Origin of the sequence: Bradyrhizobium sp. C9 (genome assembly GCF_002532045.1) — a bacterium.
GTDB lineage: Bacteria > Pseudomonadota > Alphaproteobacteria > Rhizobiales > Xanthobacteraceae > Bradyrhizobium.
The window spans coordinates 361868-385536 of record NZ_NWTG01000002.1 but is presented as its reverse complement, the minus strand read 5'-3'; the positions used below and the strand labels follow the sequence as shown (position 1 = coordinate 385536).

Annotated in this window: 27 protein-coding genes and 1 pseudogene; 19 read left to right on the top strand and 9 right to left on the bottom strand. The window is 64.5% G+C overall.

The features are described 5' to 3' along the window. Positions 1-58: 58 nt before the first annotated feature. On the bottom strand, positions 59-478 hold the full coding sequence (locus CO675_RS06690) for a VOC family protein (protein WP_097671233.1): 420 nt from the start codon (positions 476-478) through the stop codon (positions 59-61). A gap of 162 nt (positions 479-640) precedes the next feature. On the opposite strand from CO675_RS06690, the gene CO675_RS06685 reads away from it, so the two are divergent. The 14 genes and pseudogenes from CO675_RS06685 (at position 641) to CO675_RS06625 (ending at position 10199) form a co-directional block, all read left to right on the top strand. Next, the gene (locus CO675_RS06685) at positions 641-1612 is read left to right on the top strand and encodes a Bug family tripartite tricarboxylate transporter substrate binding protein (RefSeq protein ID WP_097671232.1); all 972 of its coding nucleotides are present in this window, start codon (positions 641-643) and stop codon (positions 1610-1612) included. A gap of 155 nt (positions 1613-1767) precedes the next feature. After that, positions 1768-2061: a DUF3551 domain-containing protein gene (locus tag CO675_RS06680; RefSeq protein ID WP_198964512.1), complete on the top strand. Its 294-nt coding sequence runs from the start codon at positions 1768-1770 to the stop codon at positions 2059-2061. Between the two features lie 133 nt (positions 2062-2194). Then, the gene (locus tag CO675_RS06675) at positions 2195-2668 is read left to right on the top strand and encodes an ArsR/SmtB family transcription factor (protein ID WP_097671230.1); all 474 of its coding nucleotides are present in this window, start codon (positions 2195-2197) and stop codon (positions 2666-2668) included. Next, positions 2653-3015, top strand: a pseudogene (locus tag CO675_RS06670) (SRPBCC family protein); the annotation flags it as partial. The gene CO675_RS06675 and the pseudogene CO675_RS06670, both read left to right, overlap by 16 nt. 19 nt (positions 3016-3034) lie before the next feature. Next, on the top strand, positions 3035-3772 hold the full coding sequence (locus CO675_RS06665) for a DUF899 domain-containing protein (RefSeq protein ID WP_097671422.1): 738 nt from the start codon (positions 3035-3037) through the stop codon (positions 3770-3772). Positions 3773-3934: 162 nt separating this feature from the next. Continuing rightward, positions 3935-4291 (top strand): DUF1428 domain-containing protein, encoded by a 357-nt coding sequence (locus CO675_RS06660; RefSeq protein ID WP_097671229.1) that lies wholly within the window; start codon positions 3935-3937, stop codon positions 4289-4291. A gap of 128 nt (positions 4292-4419) precedes the next feature. Then, positions 4420-5037 (top strand): hypothetical protein, encoded by a 618-nt coding sequence (locus tag CO675_RS06655; protein ID WP_097671228.1) that lies wholly within the window; start codon positions 4420-4422, stop codon positions 5035-5037. Then, a complete protein-coding gene (locus CO675_RS06650) occupies positions 5024-5404 on the top strand; it encodes a transcriptional regulator (protein WP_198964511.1) in 381 nt (126 codons plus the stop codon). Before CO675_RS06655 ends, CO675_RS06650 begins: the two co-directional genes overlap by 14 nt. Before the next feature lie 30 nt (positions 5405-5434). Further along, positions 5435-6175, top strand: coding sequence for a di-trans,poly-cis-decaprenylcistransferase (locus tag CO675_RS06645; protein ID WP_097671226.1), 741 nt, complete (start codon positions 5435-5437; stop codon positions 6173-6175). Positions 6176-6288: 113 nt separating this feature from the next. Beyond that, complete coding sequence (gene bchE / locus CO675_RS06640) at positions 6289-7815, top strand: magnesium-protoporphyrin IX monomethyl ester anaerobic oxidative cyclase (RefSeq protein ID WP_097671225.1); 1527 nt, start codon at positions 6289-6291, stop codon at positions 7813-7815. Between the two features lie 124 nt (positions 7816-7939). After that, positions 7940-8350 (top strand): aminoacyl-tRNA deacylase, encoded by a 411-nt coding sequence (locus CO675_RS06635; RefSeq protein WP_245452655.1) that lies wholly within the window; start codon positions 7940-7942, stop codon positions 8348-8350. Positions 8351-8404: 54 nt separating this feature from the next. Beyond that, positions 8405-8560, top strand: coding sequence for a response regulator (locus CO675_RS06630; protein WP_244522179.1), 156 nt, complete (start codon positions 8405-8407; stop codon positions 8558-8560). 88 nt (positions 8561-8648) lie between these two features. Further along, entirely contained in the window at positions 8649-8798 is a 150-nt protein-coding gene (locus CO675_RS40400) for a hypothetical protein (protein WP_158231191.1), read from the top strand. A gap of 162 nt (positions 8799-8960) precedes the next feature. Then, on the top strand, positions 8961-10199 hold the full coding sequence (locus CO675_RS06625; protein WP_097671223.1) for a threonine ammonia-lyase: 1239 nt from the start codon (positions 8961-8963) through the stop codon (positions 10197-10199). Between the two features lie 164 nt (positions 10200-10363). On the opposite strand, the gene CO675_RS06620 is transcribed toward CO675_RS06625, so the two are convergent. From CO675_RS06620 to CO675_RS06590, 6 genes are all read right to left on the bottom strand, one after another. Continuing rightward, a complete protein-coding gene (locus CO675_RS06620; protein ID WP_097671222.1) occupies positions 10364-10879 on the bottom strand; it encodes a DUF1697 domain-containing protein in 516 nt (171 codons plus the stop codon). A 7-nt stretch (positions 10880-10886) separates the two neighbouring features. After that, positions 10887-11528 (bottom strand): glutathione S-transferase family protein, encoded by a 642-nt coding sequence (locus CO675_RS06615; protein ID WP_097671221.1) that lies wholly within the window; start codon positions 11526-11528, stop codon positions 10887-10889. 12 nt (positions 11529-11540) lie between these two features. Continuing rightward, the gene (locus CO675_RS06610; protein ID WP_097671220.1) at positions 11541-11870 is read right to left on the bottom strand and encodes a hypothetical protein; all 330 of its coding nucleotides are present in this window, start codon (positions 11868-11870) and stop codon (positions 11541-11543) included. A gap of 260 nt (positions 11871-12130) precedes the next feature. Further along, a complete protein-coding gene (locus CO675_RS06600; protein WP_097671219.1) occupies positions 12131-13243 on the bottom strand; it encodes a helix-turn-helix transcriptional regulator in 1113 nt (370 codons plus the stop codon). A 118-nt stretch (positions 13244-13361) separates the two neighbouring features. After that, a complete protein-coding gene (locus CO675_RS06595) occupies positions 13362-13766 on the bottom strand; it encodes a TfoX/Sxy family protein (RefSeq protein WP_097671218.1) in 405 nt (134 codons plus the stop codon). A gap of 189 nt (positions 13767-13955) precedes the next feature. Continuing rightward, on the bottom strand, positions 13956-14255 hold the full coding sequence (locus CO675_RS06590) for a hypothetical protein (protein WP_097671217.1): 300 nt from the start codon (positions 14253-14255) through the stop codon (positions 13956-13958). A gap of 286 nt (positions 14256-14541) precedes the next feature. Between CO675_RS06590 and CO675_RS06585 the strand changes: the two genes are divergently transcribed. The 5 genes from CO675_RS06585 (at position 14542) to greA (ending at position 22343) form a co-directional block, all read left to right on the top strand. Continuing rightward, positions 14542-15726 (top strand): hypothetical protein, encoded by a 1185-nt coding sequence (locus CO675_RS06585; protein ID WP_143278895.1) that lies wholly within the window; start codon positions 14542-14544, stop codon positions 15724-15726. Between the two features lie 248 nt (positions 15727-15974). Next, complete coding sequence (locus CO675_RS06580) at positions 15975-17108, top strand: hypothetical protein (RefSeq protein WP_097671215.1); 1134 nt, start codon at positions 15975-15977, stop codon at positions 17106-17108. A 249-nt stretch (positions 17109-17357) separates the two neighbouring features. After that, positions 17358-18593: an efflux RND transporter periplasmic adaptor subunit gene (locus CO675_RS06575; RefSeq protein ID WP_245452654.1), complete on the top strand. Its 1236-nt coding sequence runs from the start codon at positions 17358-17360 to the stop codon at positions 18591-18593. Next, complete coding sequence (locus CO675_RS06570; RefSeq protein WP_097671214.1) at positions 18590-21736, top strand: efflux RND transporter permease subunit; 3147 nt, start codon at positions 18590-18592, stop codon at positions 21734-21736. The genes CO675_RS06575 and CO675_RS06570 overlap by 4 nt, the downstream gene beginning before the upstream one ends. Positions 21737-21860: 124 nt before the next feature. Further along, positions 21861-22343 (top strand): transcription elongation factor GreA, encoded by a 483-nt coding sequence (greA, locus tag CO675_RS06565; protein WP_097671213.1) that lies wholly within the window; start codon positions 21861-21863, stop codon positions 22341-22343. Between the two features lie 79 nt (positions 22344-22422). Here greA and CO675_RS06560 read toward each other — a convergent pair whose 3' ends face one another. Together CO675_RS06560 and CO675_RS06555 are read right to left on the bottom strand one after the other, a co-directional pair. After that, positions 22423-22848: a GFA family protein gene (locus CO675_RS06560; protein ID WP_097671420.1), complete on the bottom strand. Its 426-nt coding sequence runs from the start codon at positions 22846-22848 to the stop codon at positions 22423-22425. A gap of 115 nt (positions 22849-22963) precedes the next feature. Next, positions 22964-23602, bottom strand: a complete 639-nt coding sequence (locus tag CO675_RS06555; protein WP_097671212.1) for a GntR family transcriptional regulator — start codon at positions 23600-23602, stop codon at positions 22964-22966. Between the last annotated feature and the right edge of the window lie 67 nt (positions 23603-23669).

Below are 23669 nucleotides of genomic sequence, written 5' to 3'. Positions count from 1 at the left end.
CGCCGCTGCCATCGGCGCGCGTTCGCCCGACTGGTTTGCTAGCAATGCCGAACGACAGCTAGCTTGGATCCCTCTCATACGACGAGATCTCAATCAGGCTGCCGTCGGGGTCGCGGCAATAGACCGAGCGCAGCGTGCCGCGCGCGCCCTGCTTGGCTACCGGGCCTTCCTCGATCTTGACGCCGTGGGCCTTCAGATGCGCGACCACCGCCTCGGGCGGGCTCGAGGTGAGGAAGCAGAGATCGTCGCTGCCGGCCGCTTCATGATCGGCGGTGAACCAGTCCACCTTGTCCGCGTCGCGTGGCCGCACGTTGATCTTCTGGTTGCCGAACACCAGCGAGGTCCGCGGTGTCTTGCCCTTGCCGGGGTCGAACACCTTCACCTCCATGCCGAGGATCCTGCTGTACCAGGCAACCGAGCGCACGACATCGGTGACGTTGATCACGAGATGGTCGAGCCCATTCACCTTGACGGACATGATCGATTCTCTTCGGTTCGGAGCGTTGCAGCTTAGCCTTTCGTCGCGGTCAATGTCGCACGTGTCGCACTGGCCGCTTCAGACATTGTTTGTTAGAACCGCGCCGCACGCAACGCAACAGAAACGGGCAGGGTCGAACCCTGCGGGATTGGGAGAGACTTCATGATTTCACGCCGCGCCGCGCTGGGCCTGATCGGGTCGGGGATTTCGACATTCGCGATCGGCCGCGCCTCGGCTGCCGACTATCCGGCGCGGCCGGTGCGCTGGATCGTGGGCTATCCGCCGGGCGGCGCCACCGACATCATCGCGCGCCTGATCGGGCAGCGGCTGTCGGAGAAGCTCGGCCAGCAGTTCGTGATCGAGAACAAGCCGGGCGCCGGCAACAATATCGGCACCGAAGCTGCGATCAATGCCGAGCCGGACGGCTACACCGTGCTGCTGGTCAATCCGGCGAACTACATCAACGCCTCGCTCTACGCCAACCTGAAGTTCAACTTCGTGCGCGACGTCGCGCCGGTCGCCTCCTTCAACCGCGTGCCGAACGTGATGACGGTGAACAAGGACGTACCGGCGAAGAACGTCGCCGAGTTCATCGAGTATGTGAAGGCCAATCCCGGCAAGGTGAACATGGCCTCTTCCGGCAACGGCACCTCGGTGCACCTTTCCGGCGAGATGTTCATGTCGATGACCGGCTGCAAGATGCAGCACGTGCCGTATCGCGGCGCCGCGCCCGCGATCACCGACATGCTCGGCGGCCAGGTACAGGTGATCTTCGACAATATGCCTTCGATCATCCAGCACATCCGCTCCGGCTCGCTGCGCGCGCTCGGCGTGACCACGACGGAACGCTCCTCGCAATTGCCTGATGTGCCGGCGATCGCCGAGACCGTGAAGGGCTATGAGGCGAGCGCGCTGTTCGGCATGGGCGCGCCGAAGAACACGCCGAAGGAGCTGATCGCCAAGCTCAACACCGAGATCAACGCCGTTCTCGCCGAACCCGACATGCGGAAGCGCCTGGTCGAGCTCGGCGGCGACTCGCTGATCCAGACGCCGGACGCCTTCGGCAACGACATCAAGGCCGAGACCGACAAGTGGAAGAAGGTGGTCGAGTTCGCCGGCCTCAAGGTCGAGTAGGCCTTTGTATGTTCAGCTTGGCTGAACCGCGCGGGCCAGGTCTGATCCGCGCGGGCGAGCCCGAAAATTGCCGAACCTTGACGCGGAATAAAATGACCTTCAGGAACCTTACCCAAGATGCCGCGCTTTAACTGCGGCATCTGAGGAGGCGGATCATGCGCGCATCGCAAATGGCAATGCTTGTCTTGGGAGCGATGACGCTTGCCGGTGCGGCGAGCATCAGGCCTGCTGCCGCCGATCCTTATGACTACCCGTGGTGCGCACAGGGCCCGAGCCTCGGCTATCCCGGCGAATGCGCCTATCGGACCTACCAGCAGTGCCTTGCGAGCGTATCGGGGCGCTTCCTCGCTTGCGGCGAAAATCCGCGATTCCTGTTTCGCGAGCAGCTCGAGCCGGAGCAGCCTCCGCCGTATCGTCACGGGCATCGGCACCGGCACCACCGGCAGTAGCCGTGGGCCGGGAGGGCGCTTCTGCTCTCCGCCTGCAATCGTCCCAACCATCCGGCGTCGCGACGCTGCGGCATTGACGTGATCGTGAAGGTAGGCGCTTGACGCCGCGCCGTTTGCGCCTATACTAAACCACATGGTTAAGTATCAAGACGAGACGCTGGACCGCACCTTTGCGGCGCTTTCCGATCCCACCCGCCGCGCGCTGCTGGCCCGGCTCGGCGCGCAGGAAAGCCTGTCGGTGAGCGAGCTGGCGCAGCCATTCGCGATGTCGTTGCCGGCGATCATGAAGCATCTCGACGTGCTCACGGATGCCGGCCTGGTCGCGCGCGAAAAGACCGGCCGCACGGTGGCGTGCCGCCTCACCGCGAGGCCGATGGAGCAGGCGATGAACTGGCTCAATCGCTATGCGCAATTCTGGTCCGATAATCTCGACCGCCTTGCCGCTTTTGTGGAGGAAGACCCATGGCAACTGAATCGGCAACTGAATCGGCAAACCAATCCGCAGCCGACGCCGGCCTTGCCGCGCGACCAAGCCTCACCCTCACGCGGCGCCTCCGCGCCCGGCCGGAAAAAGTCTACGCCGCGTGGACCGAGCCGGAAAACCTAGTGCGGTGGTTCGGCCCGGGCGAGGTCAAGCCCGGCACGACGCAGGCCGAGCTCGATGTCCGCGTCGGCGGACGCTACCGGATCAAATTCACCGGCACCAACGGTGAGTATCACGAGGTCGGCGGCGTCTACCGCGAAGTAGTGCCGAACCAGAAGCTGGTGTTCAGCTGGGCCTGGCATTCGACGCCGGAGCGCGAGTCCGAGGTGACGGTGTCGATCAAGCCCGACGCCGGCGGCACCTTGCTCACCTTCCGTCACGCGCAGTTCGTCGACGAGACCGCGCGCGACAACCACCAGCGCGGCTGGACCGAATTCCTCGGCAATCTCGCGCAATATGTCGACGCCTGACCCCGCAAAGGAGCATCGCATGCAACAGCACAAGATCGTTTCGCGTGACGAATGGATCGCGGCCCGCAAGGCGTTGATGGCCCGCGAGAAGGAGCTCACCCAGGCCCGCGAGGCGCTGAGCCAAGAGCGCCGCGAACTGCCGTGGGTGAAGGTCGACAAGGACTATGTGTTCGACGGACCGGATGGCAAGGTGACGCTCGGCGATCTCTTCAAGGGCAGGCCGCAGCTCGTGGTGCAGCACGTGATGTTCGCGCCCGATTGGGACGCAGCCTGCAAGAGCTGCTCGTTCTGGGTCGACGGCTTCGAACGCATGGTTCCGCATCTGGCTGCGCGCGACACGACGATGGTGGCGATCTCGCTTGCGCCGCTCGCCAAGCTGGAGGCCTTCAAGCAGCGGATGGGCTGGACCTTCGACTGGGTGTCGTCGGGCGCCAATGACTTCAACTACGACTACGGTGTGTCGTTCACGCAAGGCCAGATCGATGCCGGGGACGCGAAATACAATTATGGAACGACCCCGCTCTATGGTCCCGAACTGCCCGGCATCAGCGTGTTCTTCCGCGACGAGAAGGGGAACGTGTTCCACACTTACTCGACCTTCGCGCGCGGCCTCGACATGATGAACGCCGCCTATCACTATCTCGACCTGACGCCGCTTGGCCGCCACGAGGAGGGGTTGCCCTATCCGATGGATTGGGTGCGGCTACGTGACCAATACCAACCGGCGCCGGTTCAGGCATCCTGCTGTCACAGCTGACGCGCAACGCGTCACGCGGCGTCATTGCGAGCGAAGGGAAGCAATCCATCGCGCTGCAAGCGTCGAGCTGGATTGCTTCGTCGCGGAGCCTGTCATCGGGCGCGCATCCGCGCAACCCGTTGGCTCCTCGCAATGACGTCAACGTAACAACAGGAAACGCCCATGCCTTACGTCGATGGTTTCGTCGTCGCCGTGCCGAAGAAGAAACTCAAAGCCTACGCCCAGCTCTCGAAGATGGTCGGCAAGGTCTGGCGCGAACACGGTGCGCTGGATTATCGCGAATGGGTCGCCGACGACGTCAAGCCCGGCAAGCTGACCTCGTTTCCGCAAAGCGTGAAACTGAAGGCCGGCGAAACCGTCGTGTTCGCCTGGATCACCTACAAGTCGCGCGCCCAGCGCGACAGGATCAACGCCAAGGTGATGGCCGACCCCCGTCTGGAATCGATGGGCAAGGGCGACGTGCCGTTCGACGTCAAGCGGATGATCTATGGCGGCTTTACCAGCCTGGTGAAGGTCTGAGGCGGCACGCTTTCGCCGCAATCCGTGCAGTAACCGGCCATTAAACATCACGATCGGCAAGCGGTGCGATGACGCTTGCGTTTGCTTGGTGATCCCGTATACTTTGCATTACAAAGTGCGGGCAGAACATGCGCGACCTCGACAAGGCGTTGGCCGATATTCTCGCGATCCGCAGTCAGATCGCGGCGGGAACCGCATTCCGCGGCTACGGTCCGGCGACGGTCGCCGCCACCAGCGGCATCGCGCTGGTTACGGCGCTTGCGCAATATCTCTGGCTCGATGATCCGACCCACCATCCGATCGCGTTCCTCGCCGGCTGGGCCGCAGCCGCGTTGCTGTCCGCGCTGCTGATCTGGATCGAGATGCAGGCGCGTTCGCGGCGGCACCATTCCGGCCTTGCCGACGCGATGGTCCAGCAGGCGATCGAGCAGTTCGTTCCCGCTGTCATCGCCGGCGTGCTGCTCGCGATCCTGCAATGGAAATTCGCGCCCGAGACGCTGTGGATGCTGCCCGGCCTGTGGCAGGTGCTGGTCAGCCTCGGCGTGTTCGCCTCGGTCCGCCTGCTGCCGCGCACGATCGCGCTCGGCGGCGCCTGGTATTTCCTGTCGGGCTTCACGGTGTTGCTGATCGCAAGCCAGAGCCACGCATTGTCGCCCTGGACCATGGGCCTGCCATTCGCGATCGGCCAGCTGCTGCTCGCAGCGCTGTTGTATTTCGCTTCCGGAGGCAATGATGCCGAAGACTGACGTGACCACCGCGCCGTTCGCCTATGATGGCCTCGACCGGGTCATCCACGAGAAGGCGCGGCTTGGACTACTGACCTCGCTGATGGCGCATCCGAAGGGGCTCGCCTTCGCCGATCTCAAGCAACTCTGCGGCCTGACCGACGGCAATCTCAGCCGGCATCTGCAGGTGCTGCAGGAGGCCGGCCTCGTCGACGTCATCAAGGGCTATGAAGGCAATCGCCCGCACACCACCTGCCGCCTGACCAAGAGCGGCCGCCGCCGCTTCCTCGATTATCTCGCCGTGCTCGAGCAGCTGGTGCGCGACGCGGCCAAGGCCGCCGGCAAGCACGAAGGCGCGCCCGGACGGCTCGGCGTTCAAACGATTTGATTATGCCATTTTTTACCCGGAGACTTTGTGATGCAAAGTAACGTCGCGCTCAAGCCGGAGGTAGCCGGACGGCTCCACGTCGGCATCATCATGGACGGCAACGGCCGCTGGGCGACGCGGCGCGGCCTGTCGCGCCTGCGCGGACATGAGGCGGGCGTCGAGGCGATCCGCCGTATCGTCGAGGCCGCGCCGGACCACGGCGTCGGCACGCTGACGCTCTACGCGTTCTCGAGCGACAATTGGCGCCGTCCGAAGGCCGAAGTCACGGCGCTGATGGGGCTGCTGCGGTTCTATCTCGCCAACGAGATCGCAGCCCTGGTCCGCAATGGCGTCCGCCTCACCGTGATCGGTCGCCGCGACCGGCTGCCCGACGGCATCGCTGCCGCGATCACGCGCGCCGAGGCCGAGACCGCCGACGGCACCACGCTGCATCTGCGCATCGCGATCGACTATTCGGCGCGCGACGCCATCCTGAACGCCGCCGCGCGCGTCGCCGGCGCAGGCCAGCTGAGCCGCGAGGCTTTTGCCGATCTCATCACCGGCGAAGCCGGCCTGCGCGACGTCGACCTGATCATCCGCACCTCCGGCGAGAGGCGGCTGTCGGACTTCCTGCTCTGGGAAGGCGCCTATGCCGAGCTGCATTTCACCGAGCGGATGTGGCCCGAATTCGATGCCGACGATCTCGCCGACGCGCTCGCCTCCTTCCATGGCCGCGAGCGCCGCTTCGGCGGGCTGACCGCGATCGCACCGGCGGAGGTACCGAACCTCTAGCGCGTCAAGCGGCGCCAACTGTTCTCTTCTCAAAGCCCGGCCGGGGGGTTGGGCTCTCTTCCACAACATGCGGGGACGAACGATCACGCCAATCAAAGCGGGAGCGATCATCCATGCGCATACTTCTCATCAACGTGCCGCATCCGGCAATCGGCAGCCGGATTCCCGACGACCATTTGCCGCCGCTCGGCTTGCTGTCGATCGGCGGTCCGCTGATCGACGACGGACAAGAAGTCCGGCTTCTCGATGCCGAGTTCGGGCCGATGCCGCTTGCCGCCATCCTGGCAGAGGCATCGCGGTTTTCGCCGGATGCGGTGTTGTTCGGCCACTCCGGCTCGACCTCGGGCCATCCGGTCATCGCCGAGGTGGCGCAGGCGATCGTCAGGGCCGTGCCCAGGGCGCTGATCGTCTACGGCGGCGTGTTCCCGACCTATCATTGGCGCGAGATCCTGTGCGAGGAGCCTTACGTCACCGCGATCGTGCGCGGCGAGGGCGAGGAGACTGCGCGCCGCCTGATGCGGGCGCTGGAGTCTGGCGGCGACCTCGGCAGCATCGACGGCATCGCATTTCGCGACGATGACGGACCGCGCGCCACGCGGCCCGCGCCCGTCATCCGCGATCTCGATGCCTATCGCGTCGGCTGGGAGTTGATCGATCACGCGCGCTACAGCTATTGGGGCGGGCTGCGCGCCGTCGTGGTGCAGTTCTCGCGCGGTTGTCCGCATCTGTGCAATTATTGCGGCCAGCGCGGTTTCTGGACGCGATGGCGACACCGCGATCCCGTGCGGTTCGCCAGGGAATTGGCGCGGCTCCATCGCGAGCACGGCGTCAAGGTGATCAATTTCGCCGACGAGAATCCGACCGTCTCTAAGAAAGCCTGGCGGAGCTTCCTCGAGGCCCTGATCGCGGAGAATGTCGATTTGATCCTGGTCGGCTCGACCCGCGCCGACGACATCGTGCGCGATGCCGACATCCTGCATCTCTACAAGAGGGCGGGCTGGCAGCGCTTCCTGCTCGGCATGGAGAACACCGATGAGAAGACGCTGCAACTGATCCGCAAGGGCGCGACCACCACGATCGATCGCGAGGCGTTTCGCCTGATGCGCCGGCACGGCATCCTGTCGATGGCGACCTGGGTGGTCGGCTTCGAGGAGGAGACCGATCGCGATCACTGGCGCGGCCTGCGGCAGCTGTTGTCCTACGATCCCGATCAGATCCAGATGCTCTACGTCACGCCGCATCGCCGGACGCCGTATTTCCGTCTTGCGGCAGAACGGCGCGTGATCCAGACCGATCGCCGGCTCTGGGACTACAAGCATCAGGTGCTCGCGACGCGGCACATGCCGCCGTGGCGCGTGCTGCTCTGGTTCAAGTTCACCGAGATGGTGTTGCAGTGCCGCCCGAAGGCCTTGCTCCGCGTGCTGCTGCATCGCGACGCCGGACTTCGTCATGCGATGCGCTGGTACACGCAGATGGGACGCCGGGTCTGGCCGCACGAGATTCTCGGCTTCCTGCGCGCCCGCAGGTTGAAGCACGGGCCGACGGTGCGGGAATTTTGGGGCGCGCCGCAGGATATGGAGGAGGAGTCGATGTCGTCACAGCGGCCCGAGCGCCGCGTCGGCACATCACGCGCAGCGTAAATCGATACCGTCATGCCGTCTTCTGGATAACTGGCGCTGATGACTGGACGCCTGAGTCATCAGCGCGATAATTTCCAGATCGGCTGCGCAGAACAAAAAGAACCGTGGCGGTCGAGGCTTTGAGTTGAGCATACAGGTTGCGATTCTAAAAATATTGGCCAGTCACGTCAGCGGCAGAGCTACGCTCGATTCACTCAAGCATGACCTCGCCATTCTCTCCTCGAGCGGCGACGATTGGCATGCGCGGATCAAGCGCCTGGCATCGCGGGTTCCCGAACTCGACATCTTTAGCAATCGCTACGTGCTGCGTGATGTCGAAGGCTGGGAGATCACAGCGGCCGGTCGAGAGTTCCTGCGCGCGCTGGAGGCTGTCACGCAAGACAATCTGCCGGCTGCGCCATTGGCCGAGTCCGCGATCCGCGAAGAGGGCAAGCTGATCGTGGTCGGTCACCGCTTCAGGAACAAGGCACGGCCGCAGCGCGACCCGGAGCCGAGCGCAGCGGTGCGCCGCCGGCCGTTCCGCGAGCCGCGTTGAACCTCATGGCCCCGCGCGCGACCTAACTTCGGGACGTGGCTCTGGAGGTCGCAAATGACTGCTTTGGCTCAATCGATCGCACGCGTGTTTCCGGCCAATTCGCTTCGGAGCAATATCGCCCGGCATGTCCTGCTGTTCGGCTTTGCGATCCTGTTCGTCGCGGTGCTCAGGGCAAGCTATGGCCTCGATCTGAGCGCGGGCTTCTTCTGATTTTTCCGGCGGCGCGTCATATTGGGTTAACCGGACCGGGATAGCAAAGCGCAGCCTTCCCTGCATCTCGAACCCGGGCCGACCTTCCATGGACAAGCCGATGCGCTGCCAGTGCGGCAGGACGCGCACCATTGTGCTCGACAAGCATTTCCGGACCGCGCTGGTTTGCCCCAAATGTGATGAGATCGAGCTGGCCGGGCCGGCCCAGCCGGAGGAAGAGGCATTGACCGCAAGCTAAAGCGCGCCGGGGTTCAGCCCTCATCGCGCTCCAGCTCGTTGTTTAAGCATGGTCTTTCCGGAAAACCGCTTCGCACTTTTCCGGATCATGCTCGAGCGCGGTCGTTTTCGGCGCCGAAACACGCTAGGTTCCGTCCGACGAAACGGACCCAAGCGAAACCCGATGCCGCATCCTTCCAATACACCCGCTGTGACCCCCGCAGCCGTGACGCTTGCCGACGTGCGCCGTGCTGCCGACGTGATCCGGGATTCGGTCATGGTCACGGCGTGCAACGAGAGCCGTACGCTGGGTGAGATCTGCGGCTGCCGGCTGTTCCTCAAATTCGAGAACCTGCAGTTCACCTCGACCTTCAAGGAGCGCGGGGCGCTGAACCGGCTGCAGGCGCTGTCCCCCGAGGAGCGCAAGCGCGGGGTGATCGCGATGTCGGCCGGCAATCACGCCCAGGGCGTGGCCTATCACGCCAAGCGGCTCGGCATCCCCGCCACCATCGTGATGCCGGTGGGCACGCCGATGGTGAAGATCGAGAACACCAGGCGGCACGGCGCCGAGGTCATCATCACCGGCCAGACGCTGGAAGAATGCTTCGCGTTCGTCGGCGCGCATGCCGCCGAGCGCGGCCTGATCCTGGTCCATCCCTATGACGATCCGCTGATCATTGCCGGACAGGGCACGATCGGGCTCGAAATGCTCGAGGCGGTGCCGGAGCTCGATATCCTGGTGGTGCCGATCGGCGGCGGCGGGCTGATCTCGGGCATCGCCACCGCCGCGAAGGCGATCAAGCCGTCGGTGCAGGTGATCGGCGTGCAGGCCCAGCTCTATCCCTCGATGTACAATGCCGTCAAAGGCGCGCAGCTGCCGATGCGCGGCGATACGCTTGCCGAGGGCATCGCCGTCAAGGCGCCGGGGCAGATCACCACCAAAATCGTTCGCGACCTCGTCGACGACATCGTCCTGGTCAGCGAGGACCAGATCGAGCGCGCGGTCGCGACCCTGATCTCGATCGAGAAGACGGTGGTCGAGGGCGCCGGCGCCGCCGGCCTCGCCGCGGTGCTCGCGGCACCCGAACGCTTTGCCGGCCGCAATGTCGGCCTGGTGCTGACCGGCGGCAATATCGACACCAGGCTGATCGCCTCGGTGCTGACCCGCGAGCTGGCGCGCGAGGGACGGTTGACGCAGCTGGCGCTCGACATCGTCGACCGGCCCGGCCAGCTCGCCGCGGTGTCGATCCTGCTTGCCGATGCCGGCGCCAACATCATCGAGGTCTCGCACCAGCGTACCTTCTCCGACCTGCCGGCCAAGGCGACGCTGCTCGAGCTCGTGATCGAAACCCGCGACCGCGCGCATCTGGAGGAGGTGCTGGCGAGGCTCGGCGCCGAAGGATTTGCGGTGCGGGAGAGCTAGCTGACGCTGTACCGACCCGAGTCGAAGCACCTAACCCGTCATCCTGAGGTGCGAGCGGAGCGAGCCTCGAAGGATGCACGGCCCGGCTGGTGGCCGATTCATCCTTCGAGGCTCGCCGAAGTGGCTCGCGCCTCAGGATGACGGGATTGGGTTCTCGACTGGACTCAATCCTCGTCTGCCGCCAGCTCGGCGAGCTTCGCGATCGTGTTGATATTCCGCGCGGTGCCGTTGGCGGCGGCGGGGATCTTCAGCTTGGAGCGGCCCATGCCGCTGCCATAGGCGACATAGATCTCGCGCTTGCCGAGCCGCATCTGCTCGTCCTGCTGGCCCTTGACGTCCTTCAGGGCGTCCTTGGGCGGCGGCTCGTCGAGGAAGATCGCGACGGTGAAGTTCGGCGGCGCTTTTGGAAACGGATTGGCCTTCAGCACCGCGGCGATCTCGTCGGCGCTCCGTACCGCGACGCCGACCGGCTTGCCCGCATAGGCGTGTAGTCGCTGTTCCAGCGCGGCCTTGACCTTCGCTGCGCCGAGCTTCGAGGAGAACACGACATTGCCGCTGGCGATATAGGTCTGCACATCAGCAAATCCCGCATCGAGGCACATCGCCGTCAACTCGGTCATCGGCAGCTTGCCGGTGCCGCCCACATTGACCGCGCGCAGCAAGGCGACGTAACGCGGCATCACGACCTCACGTCAGCAGCAGCGCCATGCCCGGATCGCCCTTCTGCATCGCGCGCTGATAGGCCGGACGTGCGGCGATGCGGCCGAGATAATTCCTGATGCAGGGCCGGCGGCTGAGGTCGTAGGGCAGGAAGTAGCGCATCGTCGTCAGCGAGAAGCCGATCATGATATCGGCCGTCGTGAACGCCTCGCCCGCGAGATATTCGGCGTCGCGCACCCGCGCCTCGATCAGATCGAACGAGCGGTCGACCCGTGCCCGGGTCGCAGCCAGAACCGGATTGTCGGCCGCGAGGTTGAGGCGGTTCAGGATCATGCTGCGGCCCATCTGCGCCTGCAGCGTGCCGTTGGCGAAGTGAAACCAGTACAGGAACTGCGCAAAATCGGGATGGTCTGAGGTCAGCGTCAGCCGTCCATTGCCGTATTTGGCGACGATGTATTCGACGACCGCGCCGGATTCGGCCAGCACCAGCTCGCCGTCGGTGATGACGGGCGCGGCGCCGATCGGATGCAGCGCCTTGTAATCGGCCGGCGCCAGCATCGTGACCGGGTCGCGGGTGGTGCACTTCAGCTCGTACGGAATTGCAAGCTCCTCGCACAGCCAGACGATGCGCTCCGATTGCGACTTGCCGAGATGGTGAACGGTGAGCATCTGTGCTCCTTGTCAGGCGGCCGCTTTCTTCTTCGCCGGCTTCTTCTCGGATTTCTTCTCGGGCTTGTTGGCCGGCGGCGGCTCTTCCATCGCCTTCTTCATGGCGCGCGCATAGGCGTCGGCGGCGTTTTCTGCGGAATTCTGCAACCGCTTGGCGGTCGCGGTCGCGTTCAGGATCGTGCTCTTGGCGAGGAAGCGGAAGCGCGCCTTGGTCTCCTTGTCCTTGGCCTTGGCAGCGCGCGCGACCCAGACGGCCTGGCGCTTCTTGGCAGCCGCCATCACGGCCTTGGTCTGCGCTCTTGCGGTTTGCCGGATGACGGCGTCGAGGTCGGCTTCGGCCATTCAGATGCACTCATTGACTGGACGCGCGCCGGGATCGGCGCACGGTGGGAGGAGGGGGAGCTATCACTAGCGCAACCCGCGCCGTTTGAACATGTGATCCTTTGCGATGCCCCTGAGGGGCGTGGGCCGGCGGATGGTTGCGCGCTCTCTATCCGGGCAGGGCGCACGGCTTCGATTTCGCCGACAATGATCCGATGACCGTCGATGCGGTCAACCGTGTCGCCGGCTTCTTCCAGGCTCGTCTGAACGTGCCTTGAGTCTCAGTCCGCCGCTGAACCCGGCGGCACCTTGGCGCCGGCAAGCAGTCCGGCCAATTCCACCTGTCGGCCGAGCCCGGTCTTCGCCAGCACGGCCTTGAGCTGGTTGCGCACGGTTTCGCGGGAGATGCCGAATGCGCCGGCGATGGCCTCGACGGTGCGTCCTTCGCCGATGCCGCGCGCGACGCGCGCTTCCGCCGGCGTCAGGTCGAACAGGCCCTGCAGCACTTCCGCGGTCGGCACCTCCGATGGCACCACCGGCGTCACGATCACGATCGCCAGCGCGCGGTCGAACAAGTCACGCGCTGCACCCTGGATCGGGACCAGATGCACGATCAGCGGCGGGCGATCGTCCTGTGCCGCGATCGGGACCGAGCGGACCTCGGCGCTGATGAGGCCCTGATCGAGCGCGGCCAGTGCCTGCGCGAACAGCGCGTCGGCGGCGGTTGCCGCCAGCGTCAGGCGATCGGTGCGATCCTGCATCACATCGGGCACCAGGCGGTCGAACAGCGGGTTGGCCGCCATCAGACGGCCGCCGCGCCGCAGCACCGCCGCGGGCAGTCCGAGCATCGCCAGCGACTCGGTTGCCGCCCTGGCGCGCTCCATCCCGAGCCGTGCCGACAGCAGCGCTGCCCGCGCCAGATGCGGGCGCAGCGCGTCGAGCTGCTCGATCGCTTCCCGCTCGATCGGTCCGTGCCGGTACTCGCGCTCGACGCTGTAGATCAGCACGTCGCCACTCGGTACTGGAATCGCGGTACCGGCGCCCCACCCGAGCCCGCGCGGGCGGAAGAACTCTCGGATCTGGAAATCCTGCTGCACTTCCTCGGGCGTGTCGAATACGTCGATGTCGCGCAGGAAGCCGGCATGGTTGGCCGCCAACAGGCGCGGCAACCGTCCGTTGCGCTCGTGCCAGCCGCCCTCGACATAGGCAACCGTGTCGTCGTGCATGTCGGGCGATGCGACCCAGCGGACGTCGTGCGGGGCTGCCGTCAGCAGCACGATACCGCGCGCTCGCGCGATCCCGCCGACCTGATGCAGCACGTTCGGCCAAAGCTCGGGGACGACCGCGGCCTCATAGGCCAGTTCGATCAGATGCTCGTGCAGGTCGTTCGCCATCGGCCATTCCAGGAAATATTGCTGCCCAACAGATTAACCCATCGACCGCGAAAGTATTGCGTAGTGCAATTCAGACCAAGCCACGAGTCCGGGCTATCCCGGTGCGCGTCGGCGCGCATCACGGGGAATTGCGGCGTTTGGCCGGGCTTGCTCGGGATTTTCGCGCGGGCGCGGAGGGGCCCGCTCGTTTGGCTGCGACCCGGTGCGCGGCGGCCAGCGCAGCCTGCGCCCAGACGGCGAGTTCGTCGGGCTCATCGAACAGCCGTTCCGGCACCCGCCAGAAGGCGAGATCGATGGTCGCGCCCCGCTTGGCGTAGTTGAGCGGCGGGCTCGCCGCCGCCTCCTTGAAGATCTCGCGATTCTGATCCTCGACCCGCACGTAGAATGTATTGTCGGTGACCATCCCGAACATCACGCCGTCGCAGAACACGCCGGTCTTGCCGAACATGCGCCGCATCGTGATGCGGCCGAGCGGCGCGAGTTGCTCGCGCAGGAATTCGGCAAAGGCAGGACTGGCAACCATTCCCGGGCTCGCAGGGCAATCAGGCCCGCGGAATGACGACCGGAACCTCAGCGTCCGACAACTGCCGCGACGCGATCCGGAATTGGGGAAGGAGGTTGGAGGCGGGTGAACTGGTCGAATGGTGAGGCTTGCAGGAAGCTCGCCCAAAGGTGTTGGGAGGACACCTCGGCGCCCTCCCGAGATCGGCCCTTAGTTGCAGCCGCAGCCGTGCGAGCGGCCGCCGCCCAGGATACCAGACAGGATGTTGGTGTTCTTGAGGCTGATCGGCAGGATCGCCGAGACGTTGGTCTTGTTGCCGTTCAGGACGTTCACGCCGCCGCCGAGCACGTTGACGTTGTTGAGCGCGTTGACATTGAGCGCGGAGACCGCGGTCGTGATCGGAGCGATCACCGAACCGATCAGCGCGCCGCCACCACCACGGGGGCCACCGGCGAAGGCCGGCGAGGCGACGAGCGAGGCGAGAGCGACGGCGACGATATACTGCTTCATGACTTCCTCCGTTGTTATCAAGCCAAGCCGTTTGCTTGGTCGCCGCCACTATCCACGCCTCGAATTCGCTTACAACTTGAAGTAGTTCTTTACTCTAATACTTAGCGTTAACCATACCATCAAATTCCATGATGCCCTTATTGCTGCTGATGATCCCATCAAAATCGAACATCCCGCCATCGGGGCTCGAGGGTCAAATCAACCAGAAATTGCATATTTAACGGCCGATTAACCATGATTTCCGACCCTGTGCGAGGGGGGCGCGTCCATGATTCGGCGTGCGTTGATGGCGGCAGTTGTTGTTGCTTCGCAGCTCGGCGCCTCAGCGGCACTCGCGCAGGCCACGCCGGCGGAGACGGTGACCGTGAACGCGGGCTCGATCGGCCTGCGCACGGGCTACGATTCCAATCCGACCGACACGCTGGGCGCGCGCGGCAGCGTGTTCGCGACACAGACGATCAACTACGATTATCTGCGCGGCTCGCTCCAGGACGGCATCATCGGGCTCAACGTCAAGTTCGCCGATACGCAATACGATCCCGGCGTCGCGGCCCCCAGCACCACGGCCATCATCGCAGCCAGCGGGGCGATCGAGCTTGCGCCGAAGCTGGCGTTGCGCACCACGCTGACGACGACGGTCGACGACAATTGGGCGCGCCGCTCGCATGGCGTCCAGCTGCGCAACCGTGTCGAATACGACACCACCGATTTCCGAATATTCGCCAATGTCGACGCCGGCATCAATGCGCTCAACGAGCGAAACATCTTCACGCTGGGTGATTTCCTGCCCCAGGACGAGAACTTCGTGACGCGCACGTTCATGCCCGGCTTTGCCTACAAGTTCGGGACCGGAGAGATCGGCACGTCGCTCGTGCTGTCGCGCGTCGCTTATCTCGCGACCGACATTTTCGGCCTCGATCGCAGCCACAACATCGTGCAGCCGAACGTCTTCTTCACGATGAAGAGCAATGGTATCGAAGTCGAAGGGTCCGTGTCGCCATACCTCGCCCAATACGACACGACCGATTTCGACGACGTCAAGCAGCTGCTCTACACCGCAAAGGCCAAGTACCAGACCGGTTCATGGACATTCGGCGTCGGGTCGTCGCGAACGGTCACGGACACCACGCTCTCGTTTGCATCGCTCGATGTCGGGCAGTCGAACGAGGCCTCGGTCAGCTACAAGTTCGACGACAAGAACGCCGTCAGCCTGCTGGCGCGCTATCGCCGTGACGACTATCTCAACACCGATCTGTGGAGCACGACGTTCCTCACCGGCCTCGATTTCGCGCACGATTTCGGCGACGGATATATCGGTACGGCCGGAGCCTCGATCCGGCAGGTCCGGCGGCCCGACGAGGTGCAGCCGTGGGCACTCAACGTGCAGATCGGCTTCCAGAAGAAGCTCGATTTTGGCGACGCGCCGAAGGCCGCCGACGCCAAGGTCACCGAGGTCAAGCCCAAGACTTGACCTCGCGATCACCGCCGCGTGTGGCGAAATTGAAGCTGCGAGACAGTCAGACATATTTCCGAAGCGTCTCGAAACGCATTCGGCGTGAACTGCCGCGGCGCAAGGCCTGCGAGCGTCACACCTTTGCAACGCTGCGCGCGATCATTCGACCATGAACATCCTTTAATTTGTATCCGCGTCACTTGTCGCGCCTGCTACGCGGCGATCGCTGACATGCTATCGAGCCAACGCCGGCTCGGGGAGGGCCGATGATCAGCCGCAGGGTGCTTTCCGGATTGTTGATGACGCTGGTCGGCCCCTCATCGGTCACCGGCAACACGCTGACGCTGAGTCATTGCCGGGGATCGTGTGCGAATGTCGATCTGCCGGCGCTGGGCTACGATACGTTCTGCCGATCGTTCTTTGATATCGCGACCCGAGGAAAGCTCCGCGCAGTCGCCACCGGCCCGGACATTCGAAGGGAGATGCACTCGCTGTTCCGGGAGCGGCGGCTGTATCGGCCATCGCACGACGAGATCCGGATTCTGTGGCGTGGCACGGCGGATCGATTCTCGGTCGTGAAGGTCGAGTTCGACCTGGAATGCGGCGTGCCGGTGCGTGGATGTCTCGGGATTCCCGACGGCCCGTTCAAGGGATTGATCCTGCTCGGCCACGGCATGGCGAGCACGCCGGAGCGGTGCTTCGATGATGCCGACAAGGACTACATGAACGCGATCGGCAAGCAGCTTTGCCAGGACGGCTATGTCGTGTGGTGTCCCTACATCGTCCAGATCGGAAATCAGGAGAGCCAGAACAACATCGCCGCGATGCTGGCATCCCATGGCGTCTCGGCGCACAACGTGTCGTGTGCGTCGATCGATGCCGGCGAGACCGTTTGCCGGAAGCTGACCGGAGCGTCCGGTCTGAATGTCGGCGTCTATGGGGTGTCGTGGGGCGCCTTCCTCGCGTTGCATCTGGAAGCCGCGACGGGGCGGATGCGGCCGACCGTCGCTTCCGGATACATGCGTGACGAGAAGAAGTTTCTGATGTCATCCGTCATCAGCAAGAACCTCAGCATCGAACTTGCGGCCTACATTCATTTTGCCAACGGCCGCGCCAAATACACCGGTGCGGAGCTGGCGTATCTGCTCCGTCCGTGTCCGGTGTTCGTCGAGATCGGCAGCCGCGACGCCGCAAACGCGATCGAGCTCGGGCGGGATGAGAAGTTCGCGGAGATGCGATCCGTCTATGCATCATGCACCCATCCGGATCTGATCGACATGGACGTGTTCGACGGCGTGCACGAGGCCAGCGGCAAGCGCGCGAAGCCATGGCTGTACGGCCATCTGGCATCGCCCGCCTATCAAGAGACATCCCGCTTGAAGAACGCCATCGCGTTGTGAGCGGCGTCCGCCGTTGCCCCCGCTTCCAAGACGTCGTCATACGGGCGCCACGTCTGACTTCGACCTTACAAGGCTCGAAGCGCCTGTTGCCGGGATGAGCCAAACGGGCGTTCAGGTTACAGGATTGTCGGATTGGCCGCGTTATGATCTCCTGTGATGCACCTTGCCCATCCTGACCTTCTCGGTCTGAGGGAACTCGACGTCATATCCGTCTCGTAGAGCTTGTTGGTAGCCGAAGGGTTGAACAGCATGAGTGGTACGGAACGAATGCTCGGTGGATTGGCAGGGCTTCTGGTATCGGCGGGATTGGCGGCACTCGGGATTTCGGCGGCCCATGCTCAGGCGGGACCGCCCGGGCCTCCTGCCGTCGGCGTATTCGAGGCGGTGAAGCGTCCGGTCACCGAAACCAATGAATTCCTGGGACGCATCGAGGCTCCCAACCGCGTCAACGTGGTGGCGCGCGTCACGGCGTTCCTCGAGAAGCGGAACTTCGTCGAGGGTGCCGAGGTCAAGGCCGGCGACCTCTTGTATCAACTCGAGCGCGGCCCGTTCGAGGCGGACCTCGCCTCGAAGAAGGCGCAGGTCGCCCAGTTGCAGGCGACGCTGGTCAACGCCAAGCTGACCACCGACCGCGCCAAATCGCTGCTCGGCGGACCGGCCGGCCAGCAATCGAGCGTCGACGCCGCAGTCGCCAACCAGCAAAGCCTCGAGGCACAGGTGCAGGCCGCGCAGGCGCAGGTCGACCTGTCCCAGATCAATCTCGATTACACCGAGATCCACTCGCCGATCGACGGCAGGATCGGACGCACCTCGGTCACCGAAGGCAACGTCGTGACGCCGAGCTCGGGAACGCTGACGACCATCGTCAGCCAGGACCCGATGTATGTCACCTTCCCCGTGCCGGTGCGCGAGGCGCTCGACCTGCGCGACCGCTATGCGACACGCGGTGGCTTCAAGGCTGTCATCATCCGGGTGCGCCTGCCGAACGGCCGGCTCTACGAGAAGACCGGTGAGCTGAACTTCGTCAACAACACCATCGCGCAGAATACCGACACCATCTCCCTGCGTGGCACCATCCCCAACCCGTCGACCTACACGTCCGTTGCGACCGGCGGCTCGGTCCGCGAGCTCACCGACAATCAGTTCGTCACCGTTCTGCTGGAAGGTGTGCAGCCGGTCGAGGTGGTGGCGATCCCGCGCTCGGCGGTGCTGTCGGACCAGCAGGGTGAATATGTCTACGTCGTCGGCGCGGACAACAAGGCCGAGCAGAAGCGGATCCAGCTCGGGCAATCGACATCGACGATCGCTGCGGTGACGAGCGGCATCGCGCTCGGCGACAAGGTGATCGTCGAGGGGTTGCAGAAGGTCAAGCCGGGCGAGGTGGTCGCGCCGGGGCCCGCCAGCGCGCTGATCCAGTCGAGCATGAAGGTTTCGGCGGACGGCAGTGCCGGCAGCGCGCCGAAAGCGACGGGCAACAACCCATGATTTCCGCAATCTTCGTCGATCGTCCGCGGCTTGCGATCGTCATCGCGTTCGTGATCACGATCGCGGGCGCGCTGGCGCTGATGCAAATCCCGGTCGCCCAGTTCCCGGACATCGTGCCGCCGCAGGTCACGGTCTCGGCCGTATTTCCCGGTGCTTCGGCCGAAGTGGTGGAATCGAGCGTCGCCCAGCCGCTCGAAGCGCAGGTCGTCGGCGTCGACAAGATGCTCTACATGAAGTCGACCAGCGGCAACGACGGCAGCTATACGCTGACGGTCTCGTTCGCGCTCGGCACCGACCCCGACATCAACACCGTCAACGTCAACAACCGCGTGCAGAGCGCGCTCGCCCAATTGCCGACCGAGGTGCAGGCGCAGGGCCTGACCGTGCAGAAGAAATCCTCGGCCGTGCTGCAGTTCATCGTGCTCTACAGCAAGAGCGGCGAGCAGGATCCGCTGTTCATCACCAACTACGCCATCATCAACGTGCTCGACGCGATCTCGCGCACGCCCGGCGTCGGACAGGCCTCGCTGTTCGCCAAGCTGAACTATTCGATGCGGATCTGGTTCGACACCCAGCGCCTGACCAGCCTCAATCTGGCGCCATCGGACGTGATCGCCGCGATCCGCGCCCAGAGCGTGCAGGCGCCGGTCGGCCGGATCGGTGCGCGTCCGATCAGCAACGACCAGCAATTCCAGTTCAACGTGCAGACCCAGGGCCGCCTGACGACATCCAAGCAGTTCGGCGACATCGTGCTGCGGGCCAATCCCGACGGCTCGGTGCTGCGGATCAGGGACGTCGCAACCGTCGAGATCGGCGCGCAGAACTCGGACTCGGAATCGCGGATCGACGGCAATCCCGGCGTGCCGATGGGCATCTATCTGGCGCCCGGCGCCAATGCGGTGACCACGGCCAAGGCCGTGCAGGCCACGCTTGCGCGGCTGTCGGAGCGGTTCCCGCCTGGGCTGACCTACCTCGTGCAGTACGACTCCACGACCTTCGTCTCCGATACGATCAAGGAAGTGATGAAGACGCTCGGCGAAGCCTTCGTGCTCGTCGTGATCGTGGTGTTCCTGTTCCTCGGCAATCTGCGCGCCACGGTGATTCCGGCGGTCGCGGTTCCGGTCAGCCTGATCGGCGCCTTCGCGGTGCTGCTGGCGCTCGGCTATTCCGCCAACACCGTCTCGCTGCTGGCGATGGTGCTGGCGATCGGCATCGTGGTCGACGACGCCATCGTCGTGGTCGAGAACGTCGAACGTGTCATGGAGGAGGAGCCGGAGCTGTCGCCGGCCGACGCTACCAAGAAGGCGATGGCGCAGATCACGGCGCCGATCATCGCGATCTCGCTGGTGCTGCTCTCGGTGTTCGTGCCGATCGCGTTCATTCCCGGCATATCAGGTACGCTGTTCCGCCAGTTCGCGGTGACGATCAGTGCCGCGATGGTGATCTCGGCGCTGAACGCGCTGACATTGTCGCCGGCGTTGTGCGCCGTGTTCCTGCGTCACGGCGGACCGCGCCGCGGCATCATGGGACGGGTGCTCGGCGGCATCGACTGGGTCCGCGACCGCTATGCCGGCATCGTACAGCGGCTGGTCCGCGTGGCGGTGTTGTCGCTGGTTGCGGTGCTGGTGTTTGCCGGCGCGGTGTTCGGCGTCTCGAAGATCACGCCGACCGGATTCCTGCCCGAGGAAGACCAGGGCGCCTTCTTCATCGCCGTGCAGCTGCCTGATGGCGCTTCGGTGGCGCGCACCAGCGAGGTCACCAAGCAGGTCGAGGCGCTGTTGAAGAAGAATCCGGCGATCGACCACGTGCTGTCGATCATCGGCTTCTCGCTGCTCGACGGCGCCAGCGAGCCGAATTCCGCCTTCATGGTGGCGCGCATGAAGGCGTTCGCGGACCGTAAGGCTGTCACCGAATCGGTGCAGGCGGCGATCGGGCAGACCTTCGTCGGGGGATCGCAGATTCGCCAGGCCTCGGTGCTGCCGTTCAACCTGCCGCCGATCATCGGGCTCTCGACCTCCGGCGGCTTCGAATATCAGCTCGAGGCGCTGGAAGGGCAGGATCCGGCGTCGCTCAGCAGCGTGATGGGCGGGTTGATCGGTGCTGCGAACCGCAATCCGAATCTGGCTCGCGTGTTCTCGACCTTCACCGCGACCAACCCATCGGTCTATCTCGATATCGACCGTGCCAAGGCGCAGGCGCTCGGCCTCAACATGGCCGACGTGTTCACCGCGCTGCAGGCCACGCTCGGCGGCATCTACGTCAACAATTTCAACCTGTTTGGCCGCACCTGGCAGGTCAATGTGCAGGGCGATGCGGCCGACCGGCGCGACATCCCCGACATCTGGCAGATCTATGTCCGCAACACCGGCGGCGAGATGGTGCCGATCCGCTCGATCGCAAGCTTGCGCATCGTCACCGGCCCGCAGGTGATCACGCGCTACAACAATTATCGCTCGGTCACGGTGAACGGCAGCCCGGCCGCGGGCGTGTCCTCGGGCACCGCGATCGCGACGATGGCCGACCTGTCCAAGACGACGCTGCCTTCCGGCTACTCCTACGAATGGACCGGCACCGCCTATCAGGAGCAGGCGGCTTCCGGCCAGACCGGCATCATCCTCGCGCTCGCGGTGCTGTTTGCCTATTTGTTCCTGGTCGCGCTGTATGAGAGCTGGACGATCCCGATTCCGGTGCTGTTGTCGGTCACGGTCGGCGTGCTGGGCTCCTATCTCGGCATCAAGCTTGCCGGCCTCAACCTCGATCTCTACGGCCAGATCGGCCTCGTGGTGCTGATTGCGCTCGCCGCCAAGAACGGCATTCTGATCGTCGAGTTCGCCAAGGAGCAGCGCGAGGCCGGAAGGCCGATTGCGGAGGCCGCGACGATGGGCGCGCAGATGCGGTTCCGCGCGGTCATGATGACCTCGATCGCCTTCATCCTCGGCCTGGTGCCGCTGGTGATCGCGACCGGTGCCGCGGAAATCAGCCGCCGTGCAGTCGGCACCGCGGTATTCGGCGGCATGCTCGCCGCCAGCTCGATCGGCATCTTCCTGGTGCCGATGCTGTTTGTCACCTTCCAGGGCTGGCGCGAGGGTGCAAAGAGCCGTTTCGGCCGTCGCGGCAAGACGGAACAGTCCACGTCGCATTAGATCCGGAAGGATCGTGCGTGATCAACGCGCCAATGTGCGATGACGACCCGGCCTAATCCCATCGCGCATTAGCGGCACGGGTGAGGTGGGGCTATACTGCCCGCCCCAGCGATGGAGTTCTGGATTGAGTGTTGCCTTTACCAAGGAAGAAAGCGCTGAGACCGCGTCCGAAACGCTGTTGCCGGACCGCCCCATATCGCCGCATCCCAATCTCGTGACCGAGGCAGGACGGAAAGCACTGGAGCGCCAACTCCTGGAGGCGCGCGAGGCCTACGAGACCGCGCAGCAGCTGGATGACGTCAACGAACGGCGCCGGCAGTCGGCGGTGCCGCTGCGCGACACACGCTATCTCACCGAAAGGCTCCGCACCGCGCAGGTCGTCCCCGATCCCGCCTCAACCGAAACCGTTGCCTTCGGCAGCACCGTGACGTTCAGCCGCGCCGATGGCCGCGTGCAGACCTACCGCATTGTCGGCGAGGACGAGGCCGATCCAAAGGCGGGCTCGATCTCCTTCGTCTCGCCGGTGGCGAGATCGCTGATGGGAAAAGCCGTGGGCGACGTCACGGGCTCGGGCGCCCAGGAGCTGGAGATCGTCGCGATCGCCTAGAGCATTTTCGGTCTGGTCAATCGGAACCGAAGATTCGAGATTCTCAATCTTGTCGCGCGGTCGTTGCAGACGGTGATCGTTAGTCGGCCGAGATGAAGCGCAGTGTACCTGCGCGACGCGTCGGCCTGCCGGTGTCGTTGGTGTGATTTACGCCGTCCATCACAGGTACTTCCGGGAAATCGAACGGGCTTACCCCGTCGAGGCAAGCCACGTTGACGGCATAGAGGCTCTGGTCGGATCGCCGTTGATGATGCGTGTATATTCCGCAGCGGGAGCAGAAGAAGTGCTGCGCTGATCCGGTATGGAAGCGGTAGCTCGTCAACACGTCCTCACCTTGCAGGAACTTGATCCCGCCCATTTCTGCCATGGCAACGACGGCGCCGCGCATTCGGCAATAGGAACAGGTGCAGCGGCGAATCGAATTGAAGTCGTCGCTGAGCGACACCTCGAAACGCACGGCGCCGCAATGGCACTGGCCCGCTCGCACCTTCATGTCGTCCACCATGCTGCCCGTGCCTCCCATTCGGAGTGAACGTATCTCTCGGGTACGAGCCGGACAATCTTCAAGAACTCGCCCATGGTGTGAGAAAAACTAACGTGGAGCGGATCGCTGCTCCCCGTCACGCCGCCGGCAGCGCAAGCCGCTCGATGGTCTGAATATGCCGCGCGAGCAGGCTGCAGGCCTGCTCGATGTTGCGCGTGCGCAGCGCCTGCAGGATCACGCGGTGATCCTGGCTCGGCCGCGGCCGCCAGCCGGCGTTGCGCGCCATCGCGAACACCAGTCGTGAATTTGCGAGCTGCAGTCCGTCGAGGCTGGCGAGCAGTCGCGGCATCGCGCAGGGCGCGACCAGGGCGTAATGGAAGGCGCGATTGGCCAGTTCGAATTCCTGAACGGTCTCGGCATTATCGCCTTCGATCAGCGCGACCTCGATCCGCGCCAGATGGGCGGATGTGTACCTGGGAGCGGCATTGCGCAGCGCCACCACCTCGAGCGCGGCGCGCATCTCGGCGATCTCCTTCACCGACTTGGTATCGAGCGGGGCAACCCGCACCCCGCGACGCGGCACGGCTACGACGAGATGCTGCGCCTCCAATTGCCTGAAGGCCTCGCGCACCGGGACGTGGCTGGAATGGAATTCCCGCGCGACATGGTCCTGCCGGAGCGGAGCATCCGGCGGCAATGCGCCGCCGATGATGCGCTCGCCGATCGCTTCGGCGATGCGCCCGGCGGTCGTCATGTTCTCGCCTTCGCTACTCATAGATTATCTATCACAAAAACGGGTGCGCTCTCGTTTGAGCTCGGCTAGCATCATTCTAAGTCCATTA

Coding starts and splice junctions, on each gene's coding strand:
- CO675_RS06665 (WP_097671422.1), top strand. CDS start 3,035: ATGCAACAGCACAAGATCGTTTCGCGTGACGAATGGATCGCGGCCCGC.
- CO675_RS06575 (WP_245452654.1), top strand. CDS start 17,358: ATGAGTGGTACGGAACGAATGCTCGGTGGATTGGCAGGGCTTCTGGTA.
- CO675_RS06625 (WP_097671223.1), top strand. CDS start 8,961: ATGCCGCATCCTTCCAATACACCCGCTGTGACCCCCGCAGCCGTGACG.
- CO675_RS06660 (WP_097671229.1), top strand. CDS start 3,935: ATGCCTTACGTCGATGGTTTCGTCGTCGCCGTGCCGAAGAAGAAACTC.
- CO675_RS06685 (WP_097671232.1), top strand. CDS start 641: ATGATTTCACGCCGCGCCGCGCTGGGCCTGATCGGGTCGGGGATTTCG.
- CO675_RS06590 (WP_097671217.1), bottom strand. CDS start 14,255: ATGAAGCAGTATATCGTCGCCGTCGCTCTCGCCTCGCTCGTCGCCTCG.
- CO675_RS06690 (WP_097671233.1), bottom strand. CDS start 478: ATGTCCGTCAAGGTGAATGGGCTCGACCATCTCGTGATCAACGTCACC.
- CO675_RS06615 (WP_097671221.1), bottom strand. CDS start 11,528: ATGCTCACCGTTCACCATCTCGGCAAGTCGCAATCGGAGCGCATCGTC.
- CO675_RS06610 (WP_097671220.1), bottom strand. CDS start 11,870: ATGGCCGAAGCCGACCTCGACGCCGTCATCCGGCAAACCGCAAGAGCG.
- CO675_RS06620 (WP_097671222.1), bottom strand. CDS start 10,879: ATGCCGCGTTACGTCGCCTTGCTGCGCGCGGTCAATGTGGGCGGCACC.
- CO675_RS06585 (WP_143278895.1), top strand. CDS start 14,542: ATGGCGGCAGTTGTTGTTGCTTCGCAGCTCGGCGCCTCAGCGGCACTC.
- CO675_RS06680 (WP_198964512.1), top strand. CDS start 1,768: ATGCGCGCATCGCAAATGGCAATGCTTGTCTTGGGAGCGATGACGCTT.
- CO675_RS06675 (WP_097671230.1), top strand. CDS start 2,195: ATGGTTAAGTATCAAGACGAGACGCTGGACCGCACCTTTGCGGCGCTT.
- CO675_RS06645 (WP_097671226.1), top strand. CDS start 5,435: ATGCAAAGTAACGTCGCGCTCAAGCCGGAGGTAGCCGGACGGCTCCAC.
- CO675_RS06555 (WP_097671212.1), bottom strand. CDS start 23,602: ATGAGTAGCGAAGGCGAGAACATGACGACCGCCGGGCGCATCGCCGAA.
- CO675_RS06655 (WP_097671228.1), top strand. CDS start 4,420: ATGCGCGACCTCGACAAGGCGTTGGCCGATATTCTCGCGATCCGCAGT.
- CO675_RS06600 (WP_097671219.1), bottom strand. CDS start 13,243: ATGGCGAACGACCTGCACGAGCATCTGATCGAACTGGCCTATGAGGCC.
- CO675_RS40400 (WP_158231191.1), top strand. CDS start 8,649: ATGGACAAGCCGATGCGCTGCCAGTGCGGCAGGACGCGCACCATTGTG.
- CO675_RS06560 (WP_097671420.1), bottom strand. CDS start 22,848: ATGGTGGACGACATGAAGGTGCGAGCGGGCCAGTGCCATTGCGGCGCC.
- bchE (WP_097671225.1), top strand. CDS start 6,289: ATGCGCATACTTCTCATCAACGTGCCGCATCCGGCAATCGGCAGCCGG.
- CO675_RS06595 (WP_097671218.1), bottom strand. CDS start 13,766: ATGGTTGCCAGTCCTGCCTTTGCCGAATTCCTGCGCGAGCAACTCGCG.
- CO675_RS06580 (WP_097671215.1), top strand. CDS start 15,975: ATGATCAGCCGCAGGGTGCTTTCCGGATTGTTGATGACGCTGGTCGGC.
- CO675_RS06630 (WP_244522179.1), top strand. CDS start 8,405: ATGACTGCTTTGGCTCAATCGATCGCACGCGTGTTTCCGGCCAATTCG.
- CO675_RS06570 (WP_097671214.1), top strand. CDS start 18,590: ATGATTTCCGCAATCTTCGTCGATCGTCCGCGGCTTGCGATCGTCATC.
- CO675_RS06650 (WP_198964511.1), top strand. CDS start 5,024: ATGCCGAAGACTGACGTGACCACCGCGCCGTTCGCCTATGATGGCCTC.